Consider the following 21161-nt stretch of genomic DNA (forward strand, 5'->3'; position numbering starts at 1 on the left):
TCAGCTGTCGAGTTCTTTCAGGAGATATATGCCGATCGCGGAAAAAAGGACGTGGACGATCACCGCCGCCGCCAGTGGCGGCATGTAGCCGGCCTTGGCAAAGGTCTGCAGCGCGCCCCAGCTCCCCCACGCGGCAAATGCCATGAAGCAGCTGATGGGAATGGCGATGGACAGGTCTTTTCCCCATTTCTGATAAGACAAGATAAGGATCGGCAAACCGAGGAGCAAGAGCGGCAGGCCGAGGAGCAGGTAGGAGAGACGGCCGTAGAAATCGACCCGTGCCTCGAGCCGTTCGGTCCGTGTTTCCTGTTTGCCGATCTCGAAAAACAACTCGGTCAGAGACATTTCCGCCGACTCGTATTCCGGAACGAGAAAATCTTCCGGCGATTCCGGAAGGGTCTGGATCAAAGTCCTGAAGTGCTCGACGTGGAAATCGCCGTGGTCCTGTCGGGTGATCTGGCCGCGAATCAGTTTCCATTCGGGCTCTTCCCAGTCGGCAAATGCGGCGACGACCATCGTTTTGACGTTGTAGTTTTCGTCCCAGGTCGAATACGAGAAGTCCTTGAATACCAATTTTTCCTTGTTCGGCCACTGAAAAGAGTAGAAGCCTTCCGTCCCTTTATAGTAATAACGACCGTTGCGGAAAATGCCGAGCGGCACTTTACCGCGAATCTGTTCGTACCAGATATCGTTTGTCGTGGCGATGGTCTTGGGCAGGATGGTCTGGGCGGCGGTGATGAACAGCCCGGTAAGGATCAGCGAGCCGATCAGGATCGGCCGGATAATCCGCCGCAGCGGGATGCCGGTGGCCTTCAGGGCGAGCAGTTCGTTGTTGTGGTTGAGCAACCCGAGGGTGACGACGCCGGAGAGCAGGATCAGAATCGGGCTGAGTTGGTCGATGATGTACGGGATGTTCAGCAGGAAGAACTGAGCGACCAGTGACATCGGTTTGCCGGCGTCGGCAAAATGATCGAATTTCTCGAAAAAGTCAATGAGCAGGTAGAGTGCGGCGAACCCGACGGTCAGCGTCAGAAAATGCCGGGAGAACTGCGCCAGGAGATAGCGGGTCAGCAGGAACATGACGCCGCTGTGGATCGTTTTGTCATGGTGTAAATAGCTGCCGGAGTGTTCGTGCTGCGGACTGGACGTTGGTTAGCTCGGTCGTGCGTTAATCAGCTCAACTACCTACCATTTTGCCGCCGGTTCCGTCAAGATAAAGCGCCGTCTTGCGTGGGAAACCGGCACAAAAGAGACAGTGCCCGGCGCGCAATGAATGGACACTGCAAGAGCATTTTAGTAAACTTTGATATCTCTATAATAACAATTAGTTAATCGCTTTGCCCTTGATTCGAGTCGATATTTGCACTATCATACATGCTGATGTGCAGCGGCTGTCCGACACTTCTCGTTTTTTCACTGTGTTGGGCAGCTTTTCTGTCTCGTTGTCGGCACGGAACCTGGCGAGGCGAAAACCAACAGGAGGTGGCTGACTGATACCTTTTCACTTGACCCGGGAATTGCTCAAACATTTCGGGTCGATTGCAGGTGAAGCCGGCGACGGGGAAGAGCAGGAGTCTCGCGTTGCAGCGGCTTGACAGGTATGGTCAACAGTTACCATTCATGCCGAAAAAGCGCAAACCGAACGGTCTGCAAGTCTGTGAGCAGTCCTACAAAAAAACAGCGAAAATCCGGCTCCAAGAATTCTGGAGTGTCTTTGCCAAGGACGACACCGTCCTCATCTGTATCAATGCCGACCCCGATGCCCTGGCCTGCGCGCTGGCCATCAAGCGATTGCTTCGTTACCGCGTCAAAAGCATAACGGTCGCTCATCCCAACGAGATCAGCAGGCTCAACAATGTCGAGATGGTTGAGCGGCTGCGCATTTCGCTGGAGCGGCTCGGCAATGTCAAAGTATCCGATTATACGAAAAAGATCCTGGTTGATTCCCAGCCGAACCACTTGCCGGTATTTGAAAAAATCAAATTCGACGTGATCATCGATCACCACCCGGTTACCAAAGACTGGGATGTCCCGTACGTCGACATCAGGCCCGATTATGGAGCCGCCTCGTCGATGCTGGTGGAATATCTGCGTGCCGCCAACATGAAACCATCGACGGCACTGGCCACCGCTCTTTTTTACGGCATCAAGGTCGATACCCAGGATTTCGAGAAAGAGGCGAGGTTGGCTGACGGGATCTCGTTTCGCTATTTATTCGATCTGGCAAACCGCAACCTGGTAAGGAAATTCGAATTGACCGATTTGCGACGCAGCGAACTGAAATATTTCAGTATTGCCCTCAACGAACTGCAATACTCGAAAGGCAAGCTCTACGCTCATATCGGCAAGGTACGCAGTCCCGACGTGCTGGTCATCATCGCCGATTTCCTCAACCATGTCTCTGATATCGATTGGGTTCTGGTCTCCGGCATTCACAACGACAAGCTGGTGGTCATTTTCCGCTGTGACGGCTACCGGAAAAGTGCCGGCAAACTGGCCGCCCAGGTGTTCGGCCAGATCGGTTCAGCCGGTGGGCACAAGGGTGCGGCTCGGGCGGAGGTGCCTCTCAAGGCACTGGAAATGACGGAGTATGACATTAACACCCAGACCTTGAAGCGTTTGACCATGCGCCATTTGAAATAGCATTCGCATGGACCGGCGCCTGACGGTTTTCAGGCTGACATACAGGATCTCGCGTAGCACGAACGACCGGGTCTCCGGTCTGAACACGATCAGAGCGGGGTGCTCCGATGCTCAAACCAACGACTTTGGCGATGATTCTGGCCGGGGGACGGGCCGACGAGCTGAACGTACTCACCTACTATCGTCCCAAGGCCGCCGTGCCATTCGGCGGCTTCGCCCGGGTTATCGATTTCGCGTTGTCCAACCTGATGAACTCCGGCATCGATAACGTTGCCATCCTCAGCCAGTACCGCAGCTATTCCCTGATCAACCATATCGGTACCGGTGCCGCCTGGGACATGATCGGTCGCTTCCGCGGCGTCTCCATCCTGCCGCCCTTTATCGATTCCCAGCAGAACGACTGGTATCGCGGCTCGGCCGACGCGGTCTACAAGAACCTCGATTTCATCCGCTACCATGACCCGGAAGAGATCCTGATCCTGTCCGGTGACCATATCTACCAGATGGATTATCAGGAGGTCATCCAGTACCATCATGAAAAACAGGCCGACCTGACTGTGGTCTGCAAGCGCGTGGCGCGCAAACGGGCTTCGCGGTTCGGTATGGCAGCCATTGATGATGAAGACGGCCGACGCGGCGGCAAGGTCGTCAACTACCAGGAAAAATCTGAGAATCCTGAGGGCGAGTGGTCGTCGCTGACCGTTCTTTGCTTTCGGCCCGAGGCGCTCTACCGGGTCTTGGAGGAGAATCAGGCGGACAACTCCTTTGAATTCGGCCGGGACATCATTCCTCGGCTGATGAGTCAGGGCAAACGCATCTACGGCTACAAATTCCACGGCTATTGGGGGTACACCCGGACGATCGCCGAATACTGGCAGGCCAACATGGATCTGCTCGGCTCGGAGCCGCTCATTAACATGGAACGCTGGGGCATTCGCACCAACCTCGATCACCGCAACCTGCGTGGACATCAGCCGGCACTGCTTGGCAGTGCAGCCAAGGTGTCCAACAGCCTGGTCTATAACGGCTGTTTGGTCGAAGGGACGGTCAAAAATTCCATTCTCTTCCCCGGTGTTCGGGTCGGCCCGGGCGCTGTCGTTGAAGATTCGGTCGTTTTCTTTGACAACCATATCGGCGCCGACTGCCACCTGCGCAAGACCATCGCCGATGTCAACACGGCTTATGGCGCTGGCGTGCGTATCGGCACGGAGGCAGGCGACGGCACCGAAGAGCTGACCGTGGTCGGCTGGAACAACAAGGTTCCGGCGGGCACGAATATCGGTTCCGGTGTCACCATCTCACCCTATCTGGATGCGGGCAAGTGGCCGGCGGTGGTCAAGCCTGGGGAGGTACTGTCATGAGAAGGCCGGCTGATGCACTCGTTCTGCTTCTCGCCGGCGGCGTCGGCAGCCGGCTGAACCAGCTGGTGGAGACCAGGGCCAAACCGGCGGTGACCTTCGGCGGCATCTACCGCATCATCGATTTCAGTCTGAGCAACGTGATGAACTCCGGTCTGACGCGAGTCGGCGTGCTCACCCAATACAAACCGCTGTCACTGATGGGGCATATCGGTACCGGTGAACCGTGGGATTTCTCGGGTCGCAGCCGTGGCGTCAAGATCCTGCCGCCGCGCACCGGTATGAAAGATTCCGACTGGTACCAGGGGACTGCCGATGCGGTCCGGAGAAATGTCGATTTCATCGAGTCCAATCCGACCGATGAGGTCCTCGTGTTGTCGGGCGATCATATCTACAACATGGATTTCGCCGCGATGATCGAGTACCACCGGTTCAAAAAGGCAGACATAACCGTGGGTATGATGGTGGTTCCGGAAAGCCAGATCCATCAGTTCGGGGCAGGTATCGTCAACGAAGATAACCGTATTGTCGATTGGGAGGAAAAACCGCAGGTACCGCGCACCAACCTGGCCTCGATGGGTATTTACGTGTTCGACCGGAAGTATCTGCTCAAAACGCTGGCGCGGGAGAAAAACGAGATCGATTTCGGCATGCACATCCTGCCCTGGGCGATCGAAAACGACAATGTCTTTGCCTATCCTTTCTATGGATATTGGCGGGATGTCGGTACCATCCAGGCCTATTGGGAAGCAAATATGGACCTGCTCCGTCCGGAGAGCGGTATTTCACCGGAAAGATGGCAGATTTTCACCAATGTCGAGACCGAGGGACGGCGCGCCGACCGGCCGGCCACCCGCTTCCTGGAGCACGCCGACGTTCGCAACTCCCTCATTTCCGCCGGCTGCATCATCAACGGCACGGTCATCAACTCGGTGCTGTCGCCGGGAGTGATCATCGAAGAAGGAGCCGTGGTGCGCGATTCGATCCTGTTCCGGGATTGCGTCGTGAAAAATAACGCCCAGCTCGACCTCGTCATCTCCGACAAGCTAACCAGGTTCTGTGCCGGGTGCGCCGTTGGTGTCGGCGAGCATCACGATATCGCCAACCGCCTCTACCCGAAGCATCTCTACACCGGCATTACCCTGATCGGCGAGTTTGCCAGAATACCGGAGAACATGCGCATCGGCCGCAACTGCATCGTCAGTTGCAATGCCACCAAAAAGATGTTTACCGTGCCGATGCTGCAGGACGGCGAATCGATCTGAACAGGAGTGTATCGCGACGACATCGACGACAACCAATCAACGATCGAGACGCCCCCAATCGCCGTCAAACCGTCGCCCAGACAGGCGTTGACACAATCAACGCCTGATGATATAAAGTGTTGCTCCGAGCAAATCACGCTCGCAGCAGACCAGCTTTTCCCGCCACCTCGCCCTCGTAGCTCAGTGGATAGAGCACAGGATTCCTAATCCTGGTGTCGCAGGTTCGATTCCTGCCGGGGGCACCAATGATTTCGGGTAATTATGTTTGAGTTTTTCAAGAGCATTTTTTGTTTCTGTGTAGATCCTGTGTAATTCTGTCTCGATATTTTAATGTGTATAAATCTGAACTTGATCTGACAAAAAAGAACGTCAAGTTTCAATTTGACCCGACAGCCATCACGATTCAACGCTCCCAAAATGCACAGGAATAGTCTCTCGTTTGGGAAGATGACAAAACTCATTACCTTCGATTTGGCAATGTTAACTTCAATGAAAAGTTAGAGTAATTACAGTGTCTTTGGTAATGTTTACGCTGCAGTTGCTCCATCCTGGCAATTCTAGAGAAGTTTGAATTTCTATCCTCTCATGAAACTCCTCAACTTAATAATCACTGGTAATACATTGATATTACCAGTGATAGCCTTAATCCCACATTGATTCTACTCGATAGAGCAAAACATCCTCAATCTGTTCTATCAATCAAGATTTTTACCAAAGAACTGCTCAAGTTTACTCATAGCCTCATTCACATATTCCGGTTTCCAATAGGTTTGGATATGGGTTGCACCGTCAATTAGAAACAATTCTTTATCTTTGGTATTGGTAGCCAGTTTGTACGCTTTTTCAGTCATATATAATGAATCAGCGTTGCTTCCCGCCATCATCAACAACGGCTGACTGATCAGATCCATGTTGCTTGCAGCATCAAAACTCATCAGGTCAAGCAGGCTGCTCATCGTGTACCTGAATGTCGAATTCGGGTGTGCGTGTGTCTTGCCGTAGTACACAAATCCCTCTCGATAGAGTTCAAAAGGCAATTTGGCTATTTGCTCATCGGTAAGTTTTGCATCTGCGGCATAAATGATTTCGCCACCTGCTGCTTCCTGCGCCCTTGCATCGGACGCGGCTTTCAACCTTTCCTGTATGGTTGATACCTGGGAATCCATATACCCGTTACGACGTACCAGTCCGGAATCGAACATGCTCAACGTTGCAATGGTTATAAAACGTTTGTCGGTTTGAGCCGCTTTCAATGAATACCCGCCACCTCCGCAGATACCGAGCAATCCTAATCTGTTTGCATCAACTCCAGGATACTGGGTGATATAATCTGCCATACCATGAATATCTTCAATTCGATTAGCAGGTTTGTCAATATTACGAGGCGTACCGCCACTTGCTCCTTGATAGGCAGCGTCAGCAGCGATGGTAATATATCCTTTTTCCGCTAGCCTTTGAGCATATAATCCGGCGACTTGCTCTTTCACTCCACCGTTCGGGTGGGCAACGACAACCGCAGGGTATCTATCGTCAGGATTATAACCGGCAGGTGTATAGACATTAGCGGCAATTTCCAGGCCATGGAGTTGATAAGAGACAGGATGGATATTTACTTTACCCTCTACATTTTCAGTGATAGCACCGAGGTACGTCAATGTATATGGGTTCTTTTTATAATCTGCTGCCAGAGCAGCGGTTCCTATTGAATTGATTGTTACAGCAACCATTAGTGCTGCACCTAAAATACTCATTTTCATCTTTTAACTTCTCCAAATAAATGCAATTTATTGATCTTCTTTTTAATTGGAATTGTTTATCCAAAACCTGATCGCATCATTCACCCAACCGGCTGCATCAGTACCAACACCAGTTCCAAAACCATGCCCGGCATGCTTGAACCTGTGATACTTAACTGTGACTCCTGCATCTTTCAGGTTATGAACACGTCTGTCTACGACTGATGCACTGGCGATGGGATCATCCGCACTTACCGTGATGAATGTCGGTGGAAAGCCTGGGGAATAAATTGAGTGCCCAGTGTAGGCAATGATCACGGCCCCTGGTTTGGGCAAATCACGGCCACCATAATAAGCTGTACCGTTTAAAGCGATATCACCTACCATCCGTGCTCCAGCAGAGCTTCCCCACAGTGAGTACCCTTCTTTTGACACGCCTAGTGTGTCTGCCTGATCGACAATAAAGGAAATCGCTGCAGCCAGATCTTCAGAAGCTTTCAGACCGCTTCCTGCCCTGTATTTCAGGACAAATGCGTTCAGTCCATTTTTGCTGATTTCAACTGCATGCGGAAACCCTTCGTGCAATGATCCGACATAGGAGAAACCGCCTCCCGGACAAATCACCGCAAAAGGCGCCCCCGGCTCACCCCTGAAAAAAAAGAGACCGGCAGAATGTTTGCCAGGATCTTGCCTCTTTTGTCGCTCGTTGTAGAAGTCGTAAAAGATTTCACGACCAGAGGCTACTTCGTCGATCATGTGATTGAGTGCTCCGACAACTATATCGGGGTTCACATGGCTATGATACGGAAGAAGTGACCCGACATCACCCAAGATTGCATCGAGCTGCTGTGGCCTGTTATCCCAAGGGAGAAGGTATTCACCAAACCCTCTAAACGCTGGATGTTCCACAACAGATCGAACAGAGTCTCCGGTAGTGACATGCAGATAATTCGAAGGTGTATTCACGCCCGTTGCTCCACCGTTATGGTGATCCGGCACATTTTGGTTTCCAATTGCATAACTGGAGAAAATACCAACCGTAAAGGCAACCATAAAGAGCAGTACTGTTGCATAACATCCAGACATTCTTTCCTTTTTCATAGGTTGATTATTTGCCATATCTCTCTTTGGTGACATAGTCCATCAGGTTACTGTTGAGCTACTAAGCCGCTCGGAAATTGGGTGTGACCTTGGAGCTTTCACCCTTTCGTGGGCGCTTCTACACCAGAAAAGGCTAGCACCCTATCGGGCAGACGTTGGCCACGCACTTCGATGGTCTTCACCGCAGCAGTCAGTTCAGCGATCTCCCCCTGTGTGAATTGAACCTCAGCCGCGCCGATATTTTCGATCATGTGCGTCATCACCGTCGTTCCAGGGATTGGCACTATCCAGGGTTTCTGCGCGATCAGCCAGGCAAGGGAGATCTGAACAGGAGATGCCTGCTTGCGGATTGCCCAGGTCTTTATCAGATCAACCAATTGCATATTGTGAGCGAGATTTTCCGGCGAGAATCTCGGCGTGATGGCCCGAAAATCGCCGGGTGCGAAGCGTGTGTTCGCATCGATCCAGCCGGTGAGTAATTGGCAGTCCAGAGGCCACCAGGGCACAAAGCCGATTTCCAACTCTTCGCAGAGCGGTATCACCTCCTTTTCCGGGTCTCGGGTCGCCATCGAGTACTCGTTTTGAATCGCCGTCAGCGGCAATACTGCATGAGCGCGACGGATCGTCTGTATTCCTGGCTCGGAAAGACCCCAATGCAGAACCTTACCTTCATCCATAAGCTCCTTGACTGCTCCGGCGACATCTTCAATCGGCACCTGTGGGTCGACACGGTGTTGATAGAGGAGGTCAATGTGGTCGGTCCGCAGCCGCTTGAGCGACCCTTCAACTGCACGCTTGATACTTTCGGGTCGGCTATTGAGTCCAGGGCCGCGTTCGCCGGTCTCCGGGTTTATGTTCCAGCCGAACTTGGTTGTGATCCTCACCTTATCGCGAAACGGTTCGATGGCCTCACCGAGGATACGCTCGTTTTCGAAAGGCCCGTATGCCTCTGCACAGTCGAAGAAGGTGACACCACGATTGTATGCTTCGCGGATGATGTTTATCATTTCCGGACGGTACGGTACTGTGGTTGTGTACTTGCGGTGCATGTTCTGGACGCCGAGGCCAATGCTTGACACCTCAAGTAAACCAAGCATACGTTTCCCCGGTTTTGCACAGCCCGTGGAGCTCTGTTCTTCCCCTTTGGCCGAAGCGGTAGCAAGACCGGGCAACATTGAGGCTGCTACCACACCTGCCACACTTGCCCCTGCTGCGATAAATGTGCGTCTATCCAGTGCTGTAATGCTGTTTTTTTTAGCGGGGTCTTTTTGTTTGTTATTCATATTATTATTCCTTTTTTTTCAGCAAGTTATCATTTATCAGTATCCATGATGCCAGATTCTTGATCACATCCTATTTGTTATATTGTTCATCACTAACATGTTCCATCCACTGAACCCTCAGCCCATTCAAAGGTTCAGAAACAGCCACATGAGACATCGCACTGTCAGGAGCGGCACCGTGCCAGTGACGTTCATTTGCTGGAATCCAGACGACATCACCGGGCAGTATCTCCTGAACAGACTCTCCTTCGGACTGAACCAGACCGCGTCCGGAAGTCACAATAAGAGTTTGTCCAACAGGGTGTGTATGCCAGGCCGTCCGAGCACCTGCTTCAAAATTGACGGTACCGCCGCCATAGCTGCCTGTTGCTTCTGAGGAAAACCTTGATTCAACTGTCGCTTTGCCGGTGAAATAGTCGGATGAGGCAACTACAGGAGATGCTTTTCTGGTAACTTTAAGTGCCTTTGGGCTTGCTTGGGGATCTGTGGTTCCAAGTGCTTCTGCTAGAATCAGGACGCTCCTGTCAGCAACGTGCCCACTGACTCTATCTCTTAGGACCTTAATAAAGTCATAAAGCTGCGCTTCGCTGTAGCCTATTCGCTTCGCTATTCCAAGATGCCCTTTTAGCATTGGTTCTGTTCCCGGGAGAGCAGCCAATGTACTGATTGTCACAAGTTCTCGCTGATTGTGGCTTAAGACATCTCGAACAAAGACGTCTGCAAAGAGATGCTCCACGAGAAACTTGTCGATAATCGGTGTGAACACAGGATACCCGCTGGTTCGGTGCGATATATCCCTGCCGACAAGTGTATTCCTGACCTTATTCCCGTATGCGTTCCGGTCAAAATTAGCAGGCAGGGGTGATGCTTCTTTACCAGCTTCATCGACCTTACCCTGTGCCTGGCGTTCATCCATAACGTCTATGAACGTATTGATTCCGATCAGAGCCCTGGGGAAACCTGCATAGGCATAGATATGGACAAGGGCTTCCTTGATCTCGTTTACGGTCAAGCCGTCATCAAGACCCTGATTCAGAGACTCTTTCAGTTTAGTGATATTGCCACTTGCAGTAAAAGAAGCAATGGGAACAAGTGCCTTTTCTTTCTTACTCAACTCCTTCGACGTGCTGTTTTCTGCGATAGCTATAGTACTCATGCCGAGAGAGGTTAAGAATATGGTCGTTAAGATTCGAAACAAATACTTTTTCATGATATCTCCGATAGTGATACTGTTTTGCAGCATCTCTTCGACATGAAATGCTGCAAGAAAATCTCTTTTAATCCAATCCTTTTTCTTTCAGGAAATCGCTCATCAAATCAGCGATTTCAAGATTGTTCAGATCCGAAAACGGGAAGTGGGTATTGCCGTGAATCCCGATTTCAGGCAAATGAACAACCGTGGCATCGCCACCGTGACGGTTGACAGCTTCCACCCACAGTTTTGCCATATCAAGACGGATTCGCCACTGGTCCTGCCCCGGGTTGTCCATGGGTTCTGCGGGGATATTGTCACCGTAATAGATAATGATGGGGATTTTGGTGAGCTTCATGAAATCCACCAGAGGAACGCTTTCGGCTTTAAGCGTTCCGCCGGAGCTTGGCATAGAAGGAGGAACTTCCCCTTCCGGGAAAATAAAACCCGAGCCCGGCTCATATGACACGACACCGCGTATCTTGTCGCTTTTCAGAACTGTCACCCAACCCATTCCACCGCTATGCGAATGCGTAATAAGAACACCAGGGCCGATCTTGTCAAACAGTGCTGCTACGGCTTCAGCATTAACATTGATATTGATTGGTGCGGTATCAGGTGTCATTTGTCGGAAGTATTGATTGAGACTCTCTGGTTCTTGAGAGAATTGAACCCCAGGGAAAAAATCAGGCCAAATACCGACCCGGAAAATATTGAACCACTTCTGTTCATCCGGTACAGCAGCTATGGTACCTGGTTGAGTGCTTCGTCCTGCGTTGCCTCGACGAGGTTGGTCAATCAGATAAACAGGAAAGTTCCGACGAAGAAAAATATTCTGAAATCCCTCGCGTCCATCGGGGGTTGTTTCCCAGGTCCTGGAGAACTGACCATAGCCATGCCAGAATACAAGGGGCAGTTGACGGGCGTCTTCTGGGATCTGGTAAAAGGTGTAGAGATGGTCACCATGAAGGGTTTGCCCTCCTGTTGCAGAGAGATTTTTTGGGTCAAATTCCCCTGGACTGGTGATGACTGTTCCACCTGCTGCAAAACTTCCCTGCTCTTTGATTGTAAGTGTTCCATTCTGTGTACTCCCACCGTTCATAGCGCATGAGGACGCAAGCAAACAGATGAGAATCAGTACTTGAGCATAAAACATCCTGGGTTCGTTCAGTTTCATATCTGCACTCCTGTTAATTCAATGATTGATTTCATCGTTAGTTAGCTGGAAATTGCAGCGTCCAACCAAGTGAGAAAGCTCTCTTTATAATGAACTATTATAGTGCCTGGAGTGCTGACACCGGTAGATTGATACTATGGAATAATTGCCCAATAATGCGAGCAATGTCACTTTTTCCTTCTCAAGACCCTATGTCGTGATGGTTTTTTGCTATAGATCAAGTTTTCTTTGACCAAGCCATTTGACTATTGCTGGATCATAATGATCGAAAAAACTGCTATTTAACCAGACGCATTAGCCAATGGGTCAGAATGGCATAAAGGGTAAAAATCGACAGATTCAGTAGACAAAAGGTTACCACTGCCTGATTCGGCAGATAGTAGTTCTCACTTGGCAGCATAAAGAGCTTGGAAGCCATTTCTCGCGAAAAAGATGCGTAGACCCCACCTCCGACAAGCAATATCATCGAAATAGCTTTTATTCTTATATACTTGTCCCAGCACATCGTTGGTATCAGGCGACAAAGCCAGTTCTGGATACGCTTCCAAAACAGGCCAACATGCATGCCTGCCATCACTAGGAGCCAGTAGGAGAGAGTGGCATGGATGAACAATAAGCGCTTAGTTCCCTCAATGCTGTCAAAGATAAACACAGTGCGGGAGATAAAAAATGCGCACCACAGCAAGGCTATCAAGATTCCAACAAGAGCAAGTTTTATAAAAAGATTAAGCCAACGCCTGAAAGAGTAATGCCCTTTAAAAAGCGCAAAAAACCAGTGCCGGTTAATGCCAATGTGAATGGCAATACAAAGCAGCATGATGGTTCCATTCCACTCATGAAAACGGTTACCTGTATAGAGATTGGCCTGGGAGAGTACAAAAGTGATAAGCAAAATCAGATCAACAATCAGGCGGGGTACTATTGTAACCCTCATTACAATCTCCAGAGAAGAACTTGATTGACCATCTATGCTGTCTCTTTAACCCAGCGGGTGACTTCTGGTGCAGCCTCTGCCACCACGTCCCGGCTGACAGTATACCCATTTCGCACTACTTCTGCCTTTGGCTGCAGATCGGCAATGGTGCGAATGGTACCGGAGAAGCCGCTGCCACCATGAGTGCTGAACGGAATTATTCGCTTGCCAGAGAAATCATATGTTTCCAGAAAGGTATAGAGAATCATTGGCAGATCTGCCCACCAATTAGGATAGCCGAGGAAAATGGTGTCGTAATCCTGAAAATTTTTCAACGGTTTTGCTATTGCAGGGCGATAATCCCGCATTTGCTCGATTTTGGCCTGGGCTATGAGTGGCTTATGATTCTGGGGCCATGGTTTCACTGGTTCAATGCGGAAGATCTCAGCACCAGTTGTCTCGGCGATAATCATGGCCACATACTGGGTATTCCCCAGCACTTTGCCGTTAATGACCACTGTGCTGTTTGCCTCGTCATTGCTCATGTTCTGTGGAGTCAAGGTCTCAGGCCATGAGAAGTAGACAACCAGGGTTTTCCCACTGCCGGATACTGCGGCCAATGCATGGTTTACGCTTGCAGGCACACCATAGGCGGCAATGCCCAGTGCCATGGTTTTTAGAAAAGTACGACGTGATGGTTGCATGATATGTGTTTCTTCCATAGAATTTGTTTCAGAGGTATTTTAACGATAGAAGGTGAACATGGAGCTCCTGTTACAGGGTGTTCCAGAGATTCAATCTGTAGTATTCAGCCAAGTTGGAAGGCTCTCTTATGATGAACTATTATAGTGCCTGGAGTGCTGACAGCGGTAGAATGATACTATGGAATAATTGCCCAATAATGCGAGAAACGTCACTTTTTCCTTCTCAAGACTCTATGTCGTGATAGTTTTTTGCTATAGATCAAGTTTTCTTTCCCCGAGCCACTTCACCATTGCCGGATCACGATGATCAAAGAAACTGCTACTACCCTGATCAAGGCTGGTAATGGCCTCCATATCTTCTGTGCTGAGGGTAAAATCAAAGATGCTCAGGTTCTCTACCATTCTCTCTTTGCGCACCGATTTCGGGATGGCCACAATTTTTCGCTGAACGAGCCAGCGCAAGACAACCTGTGCAATGGATTTATTATATTTATCACCGATGGATTGCAGTAATGCGTTGGTAAATAGATTGTTTTTCCCCTCGGCAAAAGGCCCCCAGGACTCAATCTGGATATTGTTTTCAACGAGGAATTGTTGGGATTTGATCTGCTGACAGAACGGATGGGTCTCGATCTGGTTGATTGCCGGGGCTATTTCATTATGAATCATCAAGTCCATAACTCTGTCCGGATGAAAATTGCTCACACCAATGGCCTTGACTTTGCCGTCTTTATAGAGTTCTTCCATTGCTCGCCAGGCACCATGGACGTCACCATAAGGCTGATGGATGAGATAAAGATCCAGGTAATCCAGCTGTAGTTTTTTAAGCGATTTATCAAAAGCCTTTTTAGTCTTCTCGTAGCCGGCATCCTGTAGCCATAGCTTTGTTGTCACAAACAGCTCTTCACGTGGGATTCCACTGTTTTTTATACCATCACCAACTGCCTCCTCATTCAGATAGGACGCTGCCGTGTCAAGCAAGCGATACCCTGTCTCCAGGGCACCAATAACAACTCGCTCGCATTCTTTGTGGTCGGAAATCTGAAAGACGCCAAATCCCAGAACTGGCATTTGCACGTCATTATTTAAAACAATTTTTTCCATGATATGTACTCCTTTCAATATTTTTTTGTATTGTGAGCCTCAGTATTTGCAGTTAGTCCAGGTTTCCTGAACTTTGCAGGTAAAAGCAATGTAGTGGAGAGGAGGCAACCAATTCCACAAAACGCAATAATCCATCCCATGGGACAGGGGGTGCCGTCTGCGAAAACACCGAGAAGGCCGGAGCCGAAGATGCCGCTACCGTATTGAAGAGCACCTGTCAGCGCAGAAACGGCACCTGCCCGCTCAGGGAAAAGAGCCATGGCACCGGTGATGGAGTTAGCCACAATCAGACCGGTGGTGGAGGCAAATACCAAGAGCGGTACAACCAGTCCCCAGAGTCCTCCCCAACCGCTGCCGGCTGCAATCGCAGTGACGATAGCCGCAAGGGCGCAGACGAAACAACCAGCCAGCAACACCTTGTCGTAGCCATACCGCAGAACCAGTCGCGAATTGAGAATATTGGCAAGCATGATACCGACAATACCAAGACCAAACAGCAAACCGTAATTCTCTGCAGGTACGTGATAGTAGCTGATGTAGGCGAAAGGGGTTCCCGCAACATAGGCATACATTCCGGCATATAGAAACGCACCTGTTCCGATATAACCGAGCACACGTTTGTCGCGCAGGATTGTAATATAGCGTAGCATTGCCCGGCCAAGCGGTTCATGATTGCGTCTGGCGGCAGGCAGGGTTTCGGGAATCGTCAGCAGAGCGGCGAGAGTTATCACCCCGACTCCGACCAACACCCAGAAAATTGCCCGCCATCCGGAAAATGCTAAAATCTGCCCACCGACAGACGGCCCTATGAGTGGCGCGATGGCCATTACGGTTATCAAAGTGGACAGCATCTGGGCAGCACGATTGCCTTCATAGAGATCACGGACCATTGCGCGGGACAAGGCAACGCCTGCACATGCACCTATAGCCTGAACGATCCGCCATATAATCAGTTGATTTGTACTGTCGGCCAGGGCACAGCCTGCCGACCCGATGACAAACATAATCAGCCCGACAGCCACCGAAGGACGACGTCCGTAGCGGTCACTGATCGGTCCCCAAAAAAGCTGCCCGAGACTGAAGCCTATGAGATAGCCGGAAATGGTTAACTCGATCATCCCCGCATCCGCACCAAGCGACCTGCCCATGAGCGGCATAGCCGGCAGGTACAGGTCCGTGGAGATTGAAGCAAACCCCATCAGTAGACTCAGGACTGAGAGAATATACCATCCAGGTTTTAAAGGAATAGGTTCTGTTATCACCCTATTCTTTGAGGATTTTATGCGTAATGGCAATGACATCTATGCTTCCTGCGCTGTTGGGCGGAAAAGGATTTCATTGATATCGACCTCTTCCGGTTGGCTTATGGCAAAAGCGACAACCCGGGCGAAGGAATCGGCTGGTATTGCGTATTCTTCGTAAAACCCCTGCATAACTTCCTGTACATCCCCTTCGGTAATACTGTTTGGCAGTTCTGTTGCAACCGCTCCCGGAGAGATAATTGTTGTACGGATGTTATATGGTTTGACCTCCTGCCGAAGCCCCTCAGATAATGCACGAACAGCAAATTTCGTCGCGGCATACACTGCAGCACCTGGACGAACCTTATGACCTGCAACAGAGGAAACATTAATGAAATGCCCCGACTTCTGTTCTTTCATGTAGGGTAGTGCTGCAGCGATGCCATGCAGTACTCCTCGGAGATTCACATCGATCATGTTGTTCCAGTCATCGAGCTTGAGACGTTCAAGTGGCGAGTGGGGCATCAGACCTGCATTATTGATCATGACATCAATTCGCCCGAATTCCGTGACTGCAGCATCAACAAGGGTCTGAACCTGCTCGGCAATGGTAACATCCGTTGTCACCGCAAGGGCCTGGCCGCCGCTGGCTTTCAATTCTTCAGCCAGTGCGGCAATGCGCTCCGAGCGGCGGGCAGCCAGGACTATGGTTGCACCTTCGTTATTTAAACGGCGGGCTGCTGCTTCACCGAGTCCGCTGCTTGCACCTGTTATGACAATGACTTTGCCTTCTATATTATTGCTCATTTATATTCCTCGTTATTTTCCTACTCGTTCGGCGTATTCAGCGGGGTATCGATCTCCAGCTATCTCTATACTGGTAAGCGCTGTATTGATTTCACTCAGCTCATCTTTTGTCAGCGCAATATCAGCCGCTCCCAGATTGTCCATAAGACGATGGAGCTTACGGGTTCCTGGGATGGGTACAATCCACGGTTTTTGGGCCAATACCCAGGATAGGGCTATTTGGGCGGGGGTTGCGTTTTTGTCAGCAGCAATTCGTTTCACCAGATTCACCAGCACCTGATTGGCATCAAGGTTTTCTGCCGAAAAACGTGGGACAATACTGCGGAAGTCGGAGTTGTCAAAGGTTGTGCTCCTGTCAAATCTACCGGTCAGAAATCCTTTCCCGAGGGGGCTAAACGGTACAAAACCAATGCCAAGTTCTTCTAGGGTCGGCAACAGCTCTTCTTCAGGTTGACGCCACATCATTGAGTATTCGCTTTGAACTGCAGAAACCGGTTGCACAGCATGAGCGCGACGTATGGTCTGTACGCCCGCCTCGGAAAGTCCCCAACTTCCGACCTTACCTTCTTTGATTAAGTCTTGAATCGTACCCGCTACTTCCTCAATTTCCACCTGTGGATCGACACGATGAAGGTAGTAAAGGTCTAGAACATCCACTTGCAGACGCTTAAGGGAGCCTTCAACCGTTTGTCTTATAGTTGAGGGTTTACTATCCAAAACCTGCTTCCAGTTTTCAATCTGTATCCCAAATTTTGTGGCTATGGCCACTTTGCCCTTGAATGGGGCCAGGGCCTCACCAACCAGCTCTTCATTTGTGTATGGGCCATATACTTCAGCTGTATCGAAAAATGTAACTCCTTCATCAACTGCTTTGGTTATCAGCTCAATCATTTCTTTTTTATCTGCAGGAGGACCATAACCGTGGCTCATGCCCATGCAACCCAGTCCGATGGCTGAGACCTCCAAATCACTGTTTCCAAGTTTGCGTTTTTGCATTTTGTTCTCCTTTCAATTGTCTTGTATTGCATCGTCGGAAATATGGTCCGGCAATTTGTAGCCCTCACGCTGTACACATGGGGGGTTGATGTCGGATATACTAATGCTGTGCGGACAAGAACCGGTAGATCAATCCTGCTCAATTATTGCCTGATAATATGAAGGCGGCGAAATATGCCGGGGCATTTAGAAAAACAGGAATGAAAATTCTAGGGGGCGATGGGGGAACTAAAGTTTGGACAGATAGACGGAGAGAAAGGGAGACTTTAAATTTCACCTTTCGGAGAATCAGGCAATAATACAAGAGTATTAGTCTACCACTGGTTTACGAAAAGGCATATATTGGAATAGTAGGTAAATCGATACTCCGGTTTTTTGCCGGTTATAAGGGTTTGAGTAGACACCACTAGGGGAAGAACAGGTCAAATTATATGAAAGCAATACATTTTATACCGGAGATCTTTCGCTTCAGCAAGCTCTCGCTATCAAGCAGGATTACACTCTATTTCGCAGTTTTCGGCCTGCTGATTTTCTATTTAACTTCTATTGCATGGATTTTCGTATCACAAAAAAACCTTGCGGATTCAATTACCCGTATTGTTCGAACGGAAATTTCGGAAATGAATGTCGATGAATCTGGTGATGTGTGGTGGAATTTGATCAACAAAGAACATCATGAACTGAGAGCCCTTTCACGGACATTGGCCAATCTTACCTCGAGTGCTCACACTATTCTGGATACCTCGATCTATGGACGTGCCGCCAATAATCAGCCCTGGCAGAGATTACATCTTGATGAAGATGATACTGTGAGAGTGGCCCCCATCGATCAGGCAAAGGTCAAGGACCTTTCCTCACATTATGAAAAGCGACTTGTAGGTTCGGATTCGAATTTGTTTTTGAGCTCCCACAAAATCGCCTTGTTTGTCAATATCACATCTCCGTCAGACAGGGGAGAATACCTTTATAAAGTTACTATTGATAAACAGGGAATCTCATGTCTCTTGAAGAACGGGGTTCTAAATTTCATTTTCATCTCGTTGGGAGCATTAATCGTTTTCCGAATAGTAGCACATTTTTTTGCCGGCAGGCTTGTCAGGCCAGTGACACAACTGTCCGAGGCTGCCACCAGAGTGGCAGAAGGAGATTTCAGCTTTCAGGTTCCTCCGGTAGGTGATTCTGAAATAGGAGAACTCAGGGAAAATTTCAATAAAATGATCATTGGGTTAAGAGATATACACCGAATGAGACAATTAGAGGTTGATGTTGAAAGAGCCAGGGAGTTTCAGCAGAATTTTCTTCCCAGAGAAATTCCAAACCTTGCGAATTGGGATATCGCTACCTGTTTTGATCCTGCCAAGAAAGTATCCGGAGATTTCTACGATGTTTTTGAGCTGCCGGGCAAAAGACTGGGACTTGTCATCGCTGATGTGGCAGACAAAGGTATTGGACCGGGGCTTTATATGGCTCTCATTCGAAGTCTGATACGGGTGTATTCCGAACAGTTTTTTACCGCGAAGGCTACAGATGTTTTACAAATCGGGCCTCGCTCTGGGCAGAAATATAGAGAACTCCAAAGCAAAGAGCAAAGGGTTGTGCAAATGACAAACGAATATTTTGTGCGCCACCACGGGCAAGAGGGGATGTTTGCCACGCTGTTTTTCGGTGTACTGGAAGTAGAGAGTGGTGATCTCGTCTATATCAACGGAGGACATGAGCCACTCTATATAATCGGCAGGAATGGTATAAAACAGGAACTCGCTCCGACAGGACCTGCCGTGGGAGTGATGGCCGATATAAATTATAAAGCCGGTAAACTCCAATTGGCCCCTGGCGACACCCTTTTCGGCTTTACAGATGGAGTGACAGAAGCCATGAATTCAAGAGATGAGCTGTTTAGCCGGTCGCGCGTGCAGGAAATCCTTGGTCAGCCCATTAATTCCTCAAGAGAGTTGCTTGATAAGATCAGGCAGCAGGTATTCTCTTTTGAAGGGAATACTTCACGCTCAGACGATCTGACCATGTTAGCGATTCAACGTCTGATATGACAACAGATTGAAAATGTTTATGGTATCAATCACATTAAGCGAATTGTAAAACAGGTGGAGCCAATGAAAGAGAAAATCGTAAACGAGAATATAAAAAACGCATTGGTCTCATTGGGGACAAGCATTGCCAAGTGGACCGATGGAATGGAGCGGATAGAGACACTGGTTCCTGGACTTGCCCTCTTTAAAAGATATGAGCCGACCGATCCCATGGGTGGCATGTACGAGCCTGGTATCTGTATAATCGCCCAAGGAGAAAAGCGTGTTTTACTTGGAAATGAAACCTACGTGTATGATGCTGATCATTATTTGATTACAGCGGTACATCTCCCAACGATAGCAGAAGTCACTTCCGCAAGTAAGGATAAACCATACCTCGGGCTTCGGTTAAAATTTGACCTCCAGGACCTTTCCCAGTTGATGGCAGACAGTAAACTACCCCCACCACGTGTTCAACAATCACCGCGAGGAATAGCAACCGGAAAAGTTACTTTACCACTCCTCTCATGTTTTGGCAGGTTGATTGATCTCCTTGAAGAAGAGGAAGATATTCCTGTTTTGGCCCCGGTAATAACGAGAGAGATTACGTACCGTTTGCTTACAGGGGATCAAGGAAAACGTTTACGACAAATAGCTGCCGTATTCAGCCAGGGACGTCAAATAGCACAAACAATCGATTGGATAAAAAGTAATTATGCTGAACCAATCCGTATCGAAGATCTAGCAAAACAGGTCAATATGAGTATCTCCACGTTCCATCATCATTTCAAATCAATTACTGCAATGACCCCGCTGCAATTTCAGAAAAATTTAAGATTGAATGAAGCACGAAGATTAATGCTTGCCGAACCGACAGATGCAGCTACCGTATCCTTCCTGGTTGGCTATGAAAGCCCGTCACAATTCAACCGTGAATACAGCCGCTTGTTTGGTGCTCCACCATTGCGGGATATCAAAAAATTAAGAGAGATGCCTAATGAAGGAATGGCATGATGTGCTATTTTGAAGACCGGATGCAGTTTGGAAACACCGAGTAGTAACCTGCCACTCCTAATCTCAATATCGTTTCATTGGAATTCGTACTAACCTTACCACTGTATCCAAACAACAAAACAGTCTGAAAGCCTAGAAATAAAAAGGCAATACCCTATTAGAGATAATCCATGATCAGTTGAAGGACCACATTTTGTCAGGATCACAGAGGCTCGCATTGGCAATATTAACCATTTAAGAAATTCTGCAAATTTACACTATTCCTGTCTATACGTAACAAAATTCAGACCCCATAAATGATATACTGAGGTCATTAACGTTCTGTTTTTTCTGAAAAAGAAAAAGGAGGCGATGATGACCGAAGAACTCAGTCTGGTAAAAACGTCCGTTTTTGATCAAAAAACCGGATTCACCTATCATTCTGGCAGCAAAACCGCCCATTACCACAATAGCAGCGCCGAACTTAAGCGCTATACAACCCACCGATGGTGCTCACGTCTGGCGGCCAGCAAACTTCCTGGCGCTGATCTGGCCGTTGAATATTTGTACGCCAAGTACATCAGGAATCTCTCAGTGAGCACAATCCAGCAGTCGGGCGGT

The 21161-nt window shown here is 49.2% G+C and carries 18 protein-coding genes and 1 tRNA gene; 7 read left to right on the forward strand and 12 right to left on the reverse strand.

The genetic code is table 11. From position 1 onward, the window contains the following. Complete coding sequence (locus BUC26_RS18180) at positions 1–1080, reverse strand: LptF/LptG family permease (RefSeq protein WP_073378346.1); 1080 nt, start codon at positions 1078–1080, stop codon at positions 1–3. Positions 1081–1620: 540 nt separating this feature from the next. Between BUC26_RS18180 and BUC26_RS18185 the strand changes: the two genes are divergently transcribed. The 4 genes from BUC26_RS18185 (at position 1621) to BUC26_RS18200 (ending at position 5511) form a co-directional block, all read left to right on the forward strand. Beyond that, positions 1621–2643, forward strand: a complete 1023-nt coding sequence (locus tag BUC26_RS18185; protein ID WP_073378347.1) for a DHH family phosphoesterase — start codon at positions 1621–1623, stop codon at positions 2641–2643. A 107-nt stretch (positions 2644–2750) separates the two neighbouring features. Then, positions 2751–4004: a glucose-1-phosphate adenylyltransferase family protein gene (locus tag BUC26_RS18190; protein WP_073378349.1), complete on the forward strand. Its 1254-nt coding sequence runs from the start codon at positions 2751–2753 to the stop codon at positions 4002–4004. Further along, on the forward strand, positions 4001–5266 hold the full coding sequence (locus tag BUC26_RS18195) for a glucose-1-phosphate adenylyltransferase family protein (RefSeq protein WP_073378351.1): 1266 nt from the start codon (positions 4001–4003) through the stop codon (positions 5264–5266). The genes BUC26_RS18190 and BUC26_RS18195 overlap by 4 nt, the downstream gene beginning before the upstream one ends. A gap of 169 nt (positions 5267–5435) precedes the next feature. Beyond that, positions 5436–5511, forward strand: a tRNA-Arg gene (locus BUC26_RS18200). A 450-nt stretch (positions 5512–5961) separates the two neighbouring features. On the opposite strand, the gene BUC26_RS18205 is transcribed toward BUC26_RS18200, so the two are convergent. The 11 genes from BUC26_RS18205 to BUC26_RS18255 all read right to left on the reverse strand — a co-directional run bounded on the left by BUC26_RS18205 (position 5962) and on the right by BUC26_RS18255 (position 17520). Next, the gene (locus tag BUC26_RS18205) at positions 5962–7017 is read right to left on the reverse strand and encodes an alpha/beta hydrolase (protein ID WP_425267086.1); all 1056 of its coding nucleotides are present in this window, start codon (positions 7015–7017) and stop codon (positions 5962–5964) included. Positions 7018–7065: 48 nt separating this feature from the next. Next, positions 7066–8121: an alpha/beta hydrolase gene (locus tag BUC26_RS18210; RefSeq protein ID WP_208609828.1), complete on the reverse strand. Its 1056-nt coding sequence runs from the start codon at positions 8119–8121 to the stop codon at positions 7066–7068. Between the two features lie 80 nt (positions 8122–8201). Next, on the reverse strand, positions 8202–9386 hold the full coding sequence (locus BUC26_RS18215; protein ID WP_073378354.1) for an aldo/keto reductase: 1185 nt from the start codon (positions 9384–9386) through the stop codon (positions 8202–8204). Positions 9387–9456: 70 nt separating this feature from the next. After that, positions 9457–10596 carry a (R)-mandelonitrile lyase gene (locus BUC26_RS18220; RefSeq protein ID WP_073378380.1) on the reverse strand — a complete coding sequence of 380 codons (1140 nt, stop codon included), beginning with the start codon at positions 10594–10596 and terminating at the stop codon, positions 9457–9459. A 67-nt stretch (positions 10597–10663) separates the two neighbouring features. Beyond that, positions 10664–11755, reverse strand: a complete 1092-nt coding sequence (locus BUC26_RS18225; RefSeq protein ID WP_208609829.1) for an alpha/beta hydrolase — start codon at positions 11753–11755, stop codon at positions 10664–10666. 277 nt (positions 11756–12032) lie between these two features. Continuing rightward, positions 12033–12689 (reverse strand): hypothetical protein, encoded by a 657-nt coding sequence (locus BUC26_RS18230; RefSeq protein ID WP_073378356.1) that lies wholly within the window; start codon positions 12687–12689, stop codon positions 12033–12035. A gap of 32 nt (positions 12690–12721) precedes the next feature. After that, complete coding sequence (locus BUC26_RS18235) at positions 12722–13390, reverse strand: flavodoxin (RefSeq protein WP_208609830.1); 669 nt, start codon at positions 13388–13390, stop codon at positions 12722–12724. Between the two features lie 234 nt (positions 13391–13624). Beyond that, positions 13625–14476: an aldo/keto reductase gene (locus tag BUC26_RS18240; RefSeq protein WP_073378360.1), complete on the reverse strand. Its 852-nt coding sequence runs from the start codon at positions 14474–14476 to the stop codon at positions 13625–13627. A 14-nt stretch (positions 14477–14490) separates the two neighbouring features. Next, positions 14491–15777: a multidrug effflux MFS transporter gene (locus BUC26_RS18245; RefSeq protein WP_084540754.1), complete on the reverse strand. Its 1287-nt coding sequence runs from the start codon at positions 15775–15777 to the stop codon at positions 14491–14493. Next, positions 15778–16524: an SDR family oxidoreductase gene (locus BUC26_RS18250; protein WP_073378362.1), complete on the reverse strand. Its 747-nt coding sequence runs from the start codon at positions 16522–16524 to the stop codon at positions 15778–15780. Positions 16525–16536: 12 nt separating this feature from the next. After that, complete coding sequence (locus BUC26_RS18255; protein WP_073378364.1) at positions 16537–17520, reverse strand: aldo/keto reductase; 984 nt, start codon at positions 17518–17520, stop codon at positions 16537–16539. Between the two features lie 431 nt (positions 17521–17951). Between BUC26_RS18255 and BUC26_RS18260 the strand changes: the two genes are divergently transcribed. The 3 genes from BUC26_RS18260 to BUC26_RS18270 all read left to right on the forward strand — a co-directional run. Continuing rightward, positions 17952–19568, forward strand: a complete 1617-nt coding sequence (locus BUC26_RS18260) for a SpoIIE family protein phosphatase (protein ID WP_073378367.1) — start codon at positions 17952–17954, stop codon at positions 19566–19568. A gap of 63 nt (positions 19569–19631) precedes the next feature. Beyond that, positions 19632–20561: an AraC family transcriptional regulator gene (locus BUC26_RS18265; protein WP_073378369.1), complete on the forward strand. Its 930-nt coding sequence runs from the start codon at positions 19632–19634 to the stop codon at positions 20559–20561. A 351-nt stretch (positions 20562–20912) separates the two neighbouring features. Continuing rightward, positions 20913–21161: hypothetical protein (locus BUC26_RS18270; protein WP_143166069.1), on the forward strand; the 249-nt coding region annotated here is incomplete at its 3' end.

Origin of the sequence: Desulfofustis glycolicus DSM 9705 (genome assembly GCF_900130015.1) — a bacterium.
GTDB lineage: Bacteria > Desulfobacterota > Desulfobulbia > Desulfobulbales > Desulfocapsaceae > Desulfofustis > Desulfofustis glycolicus.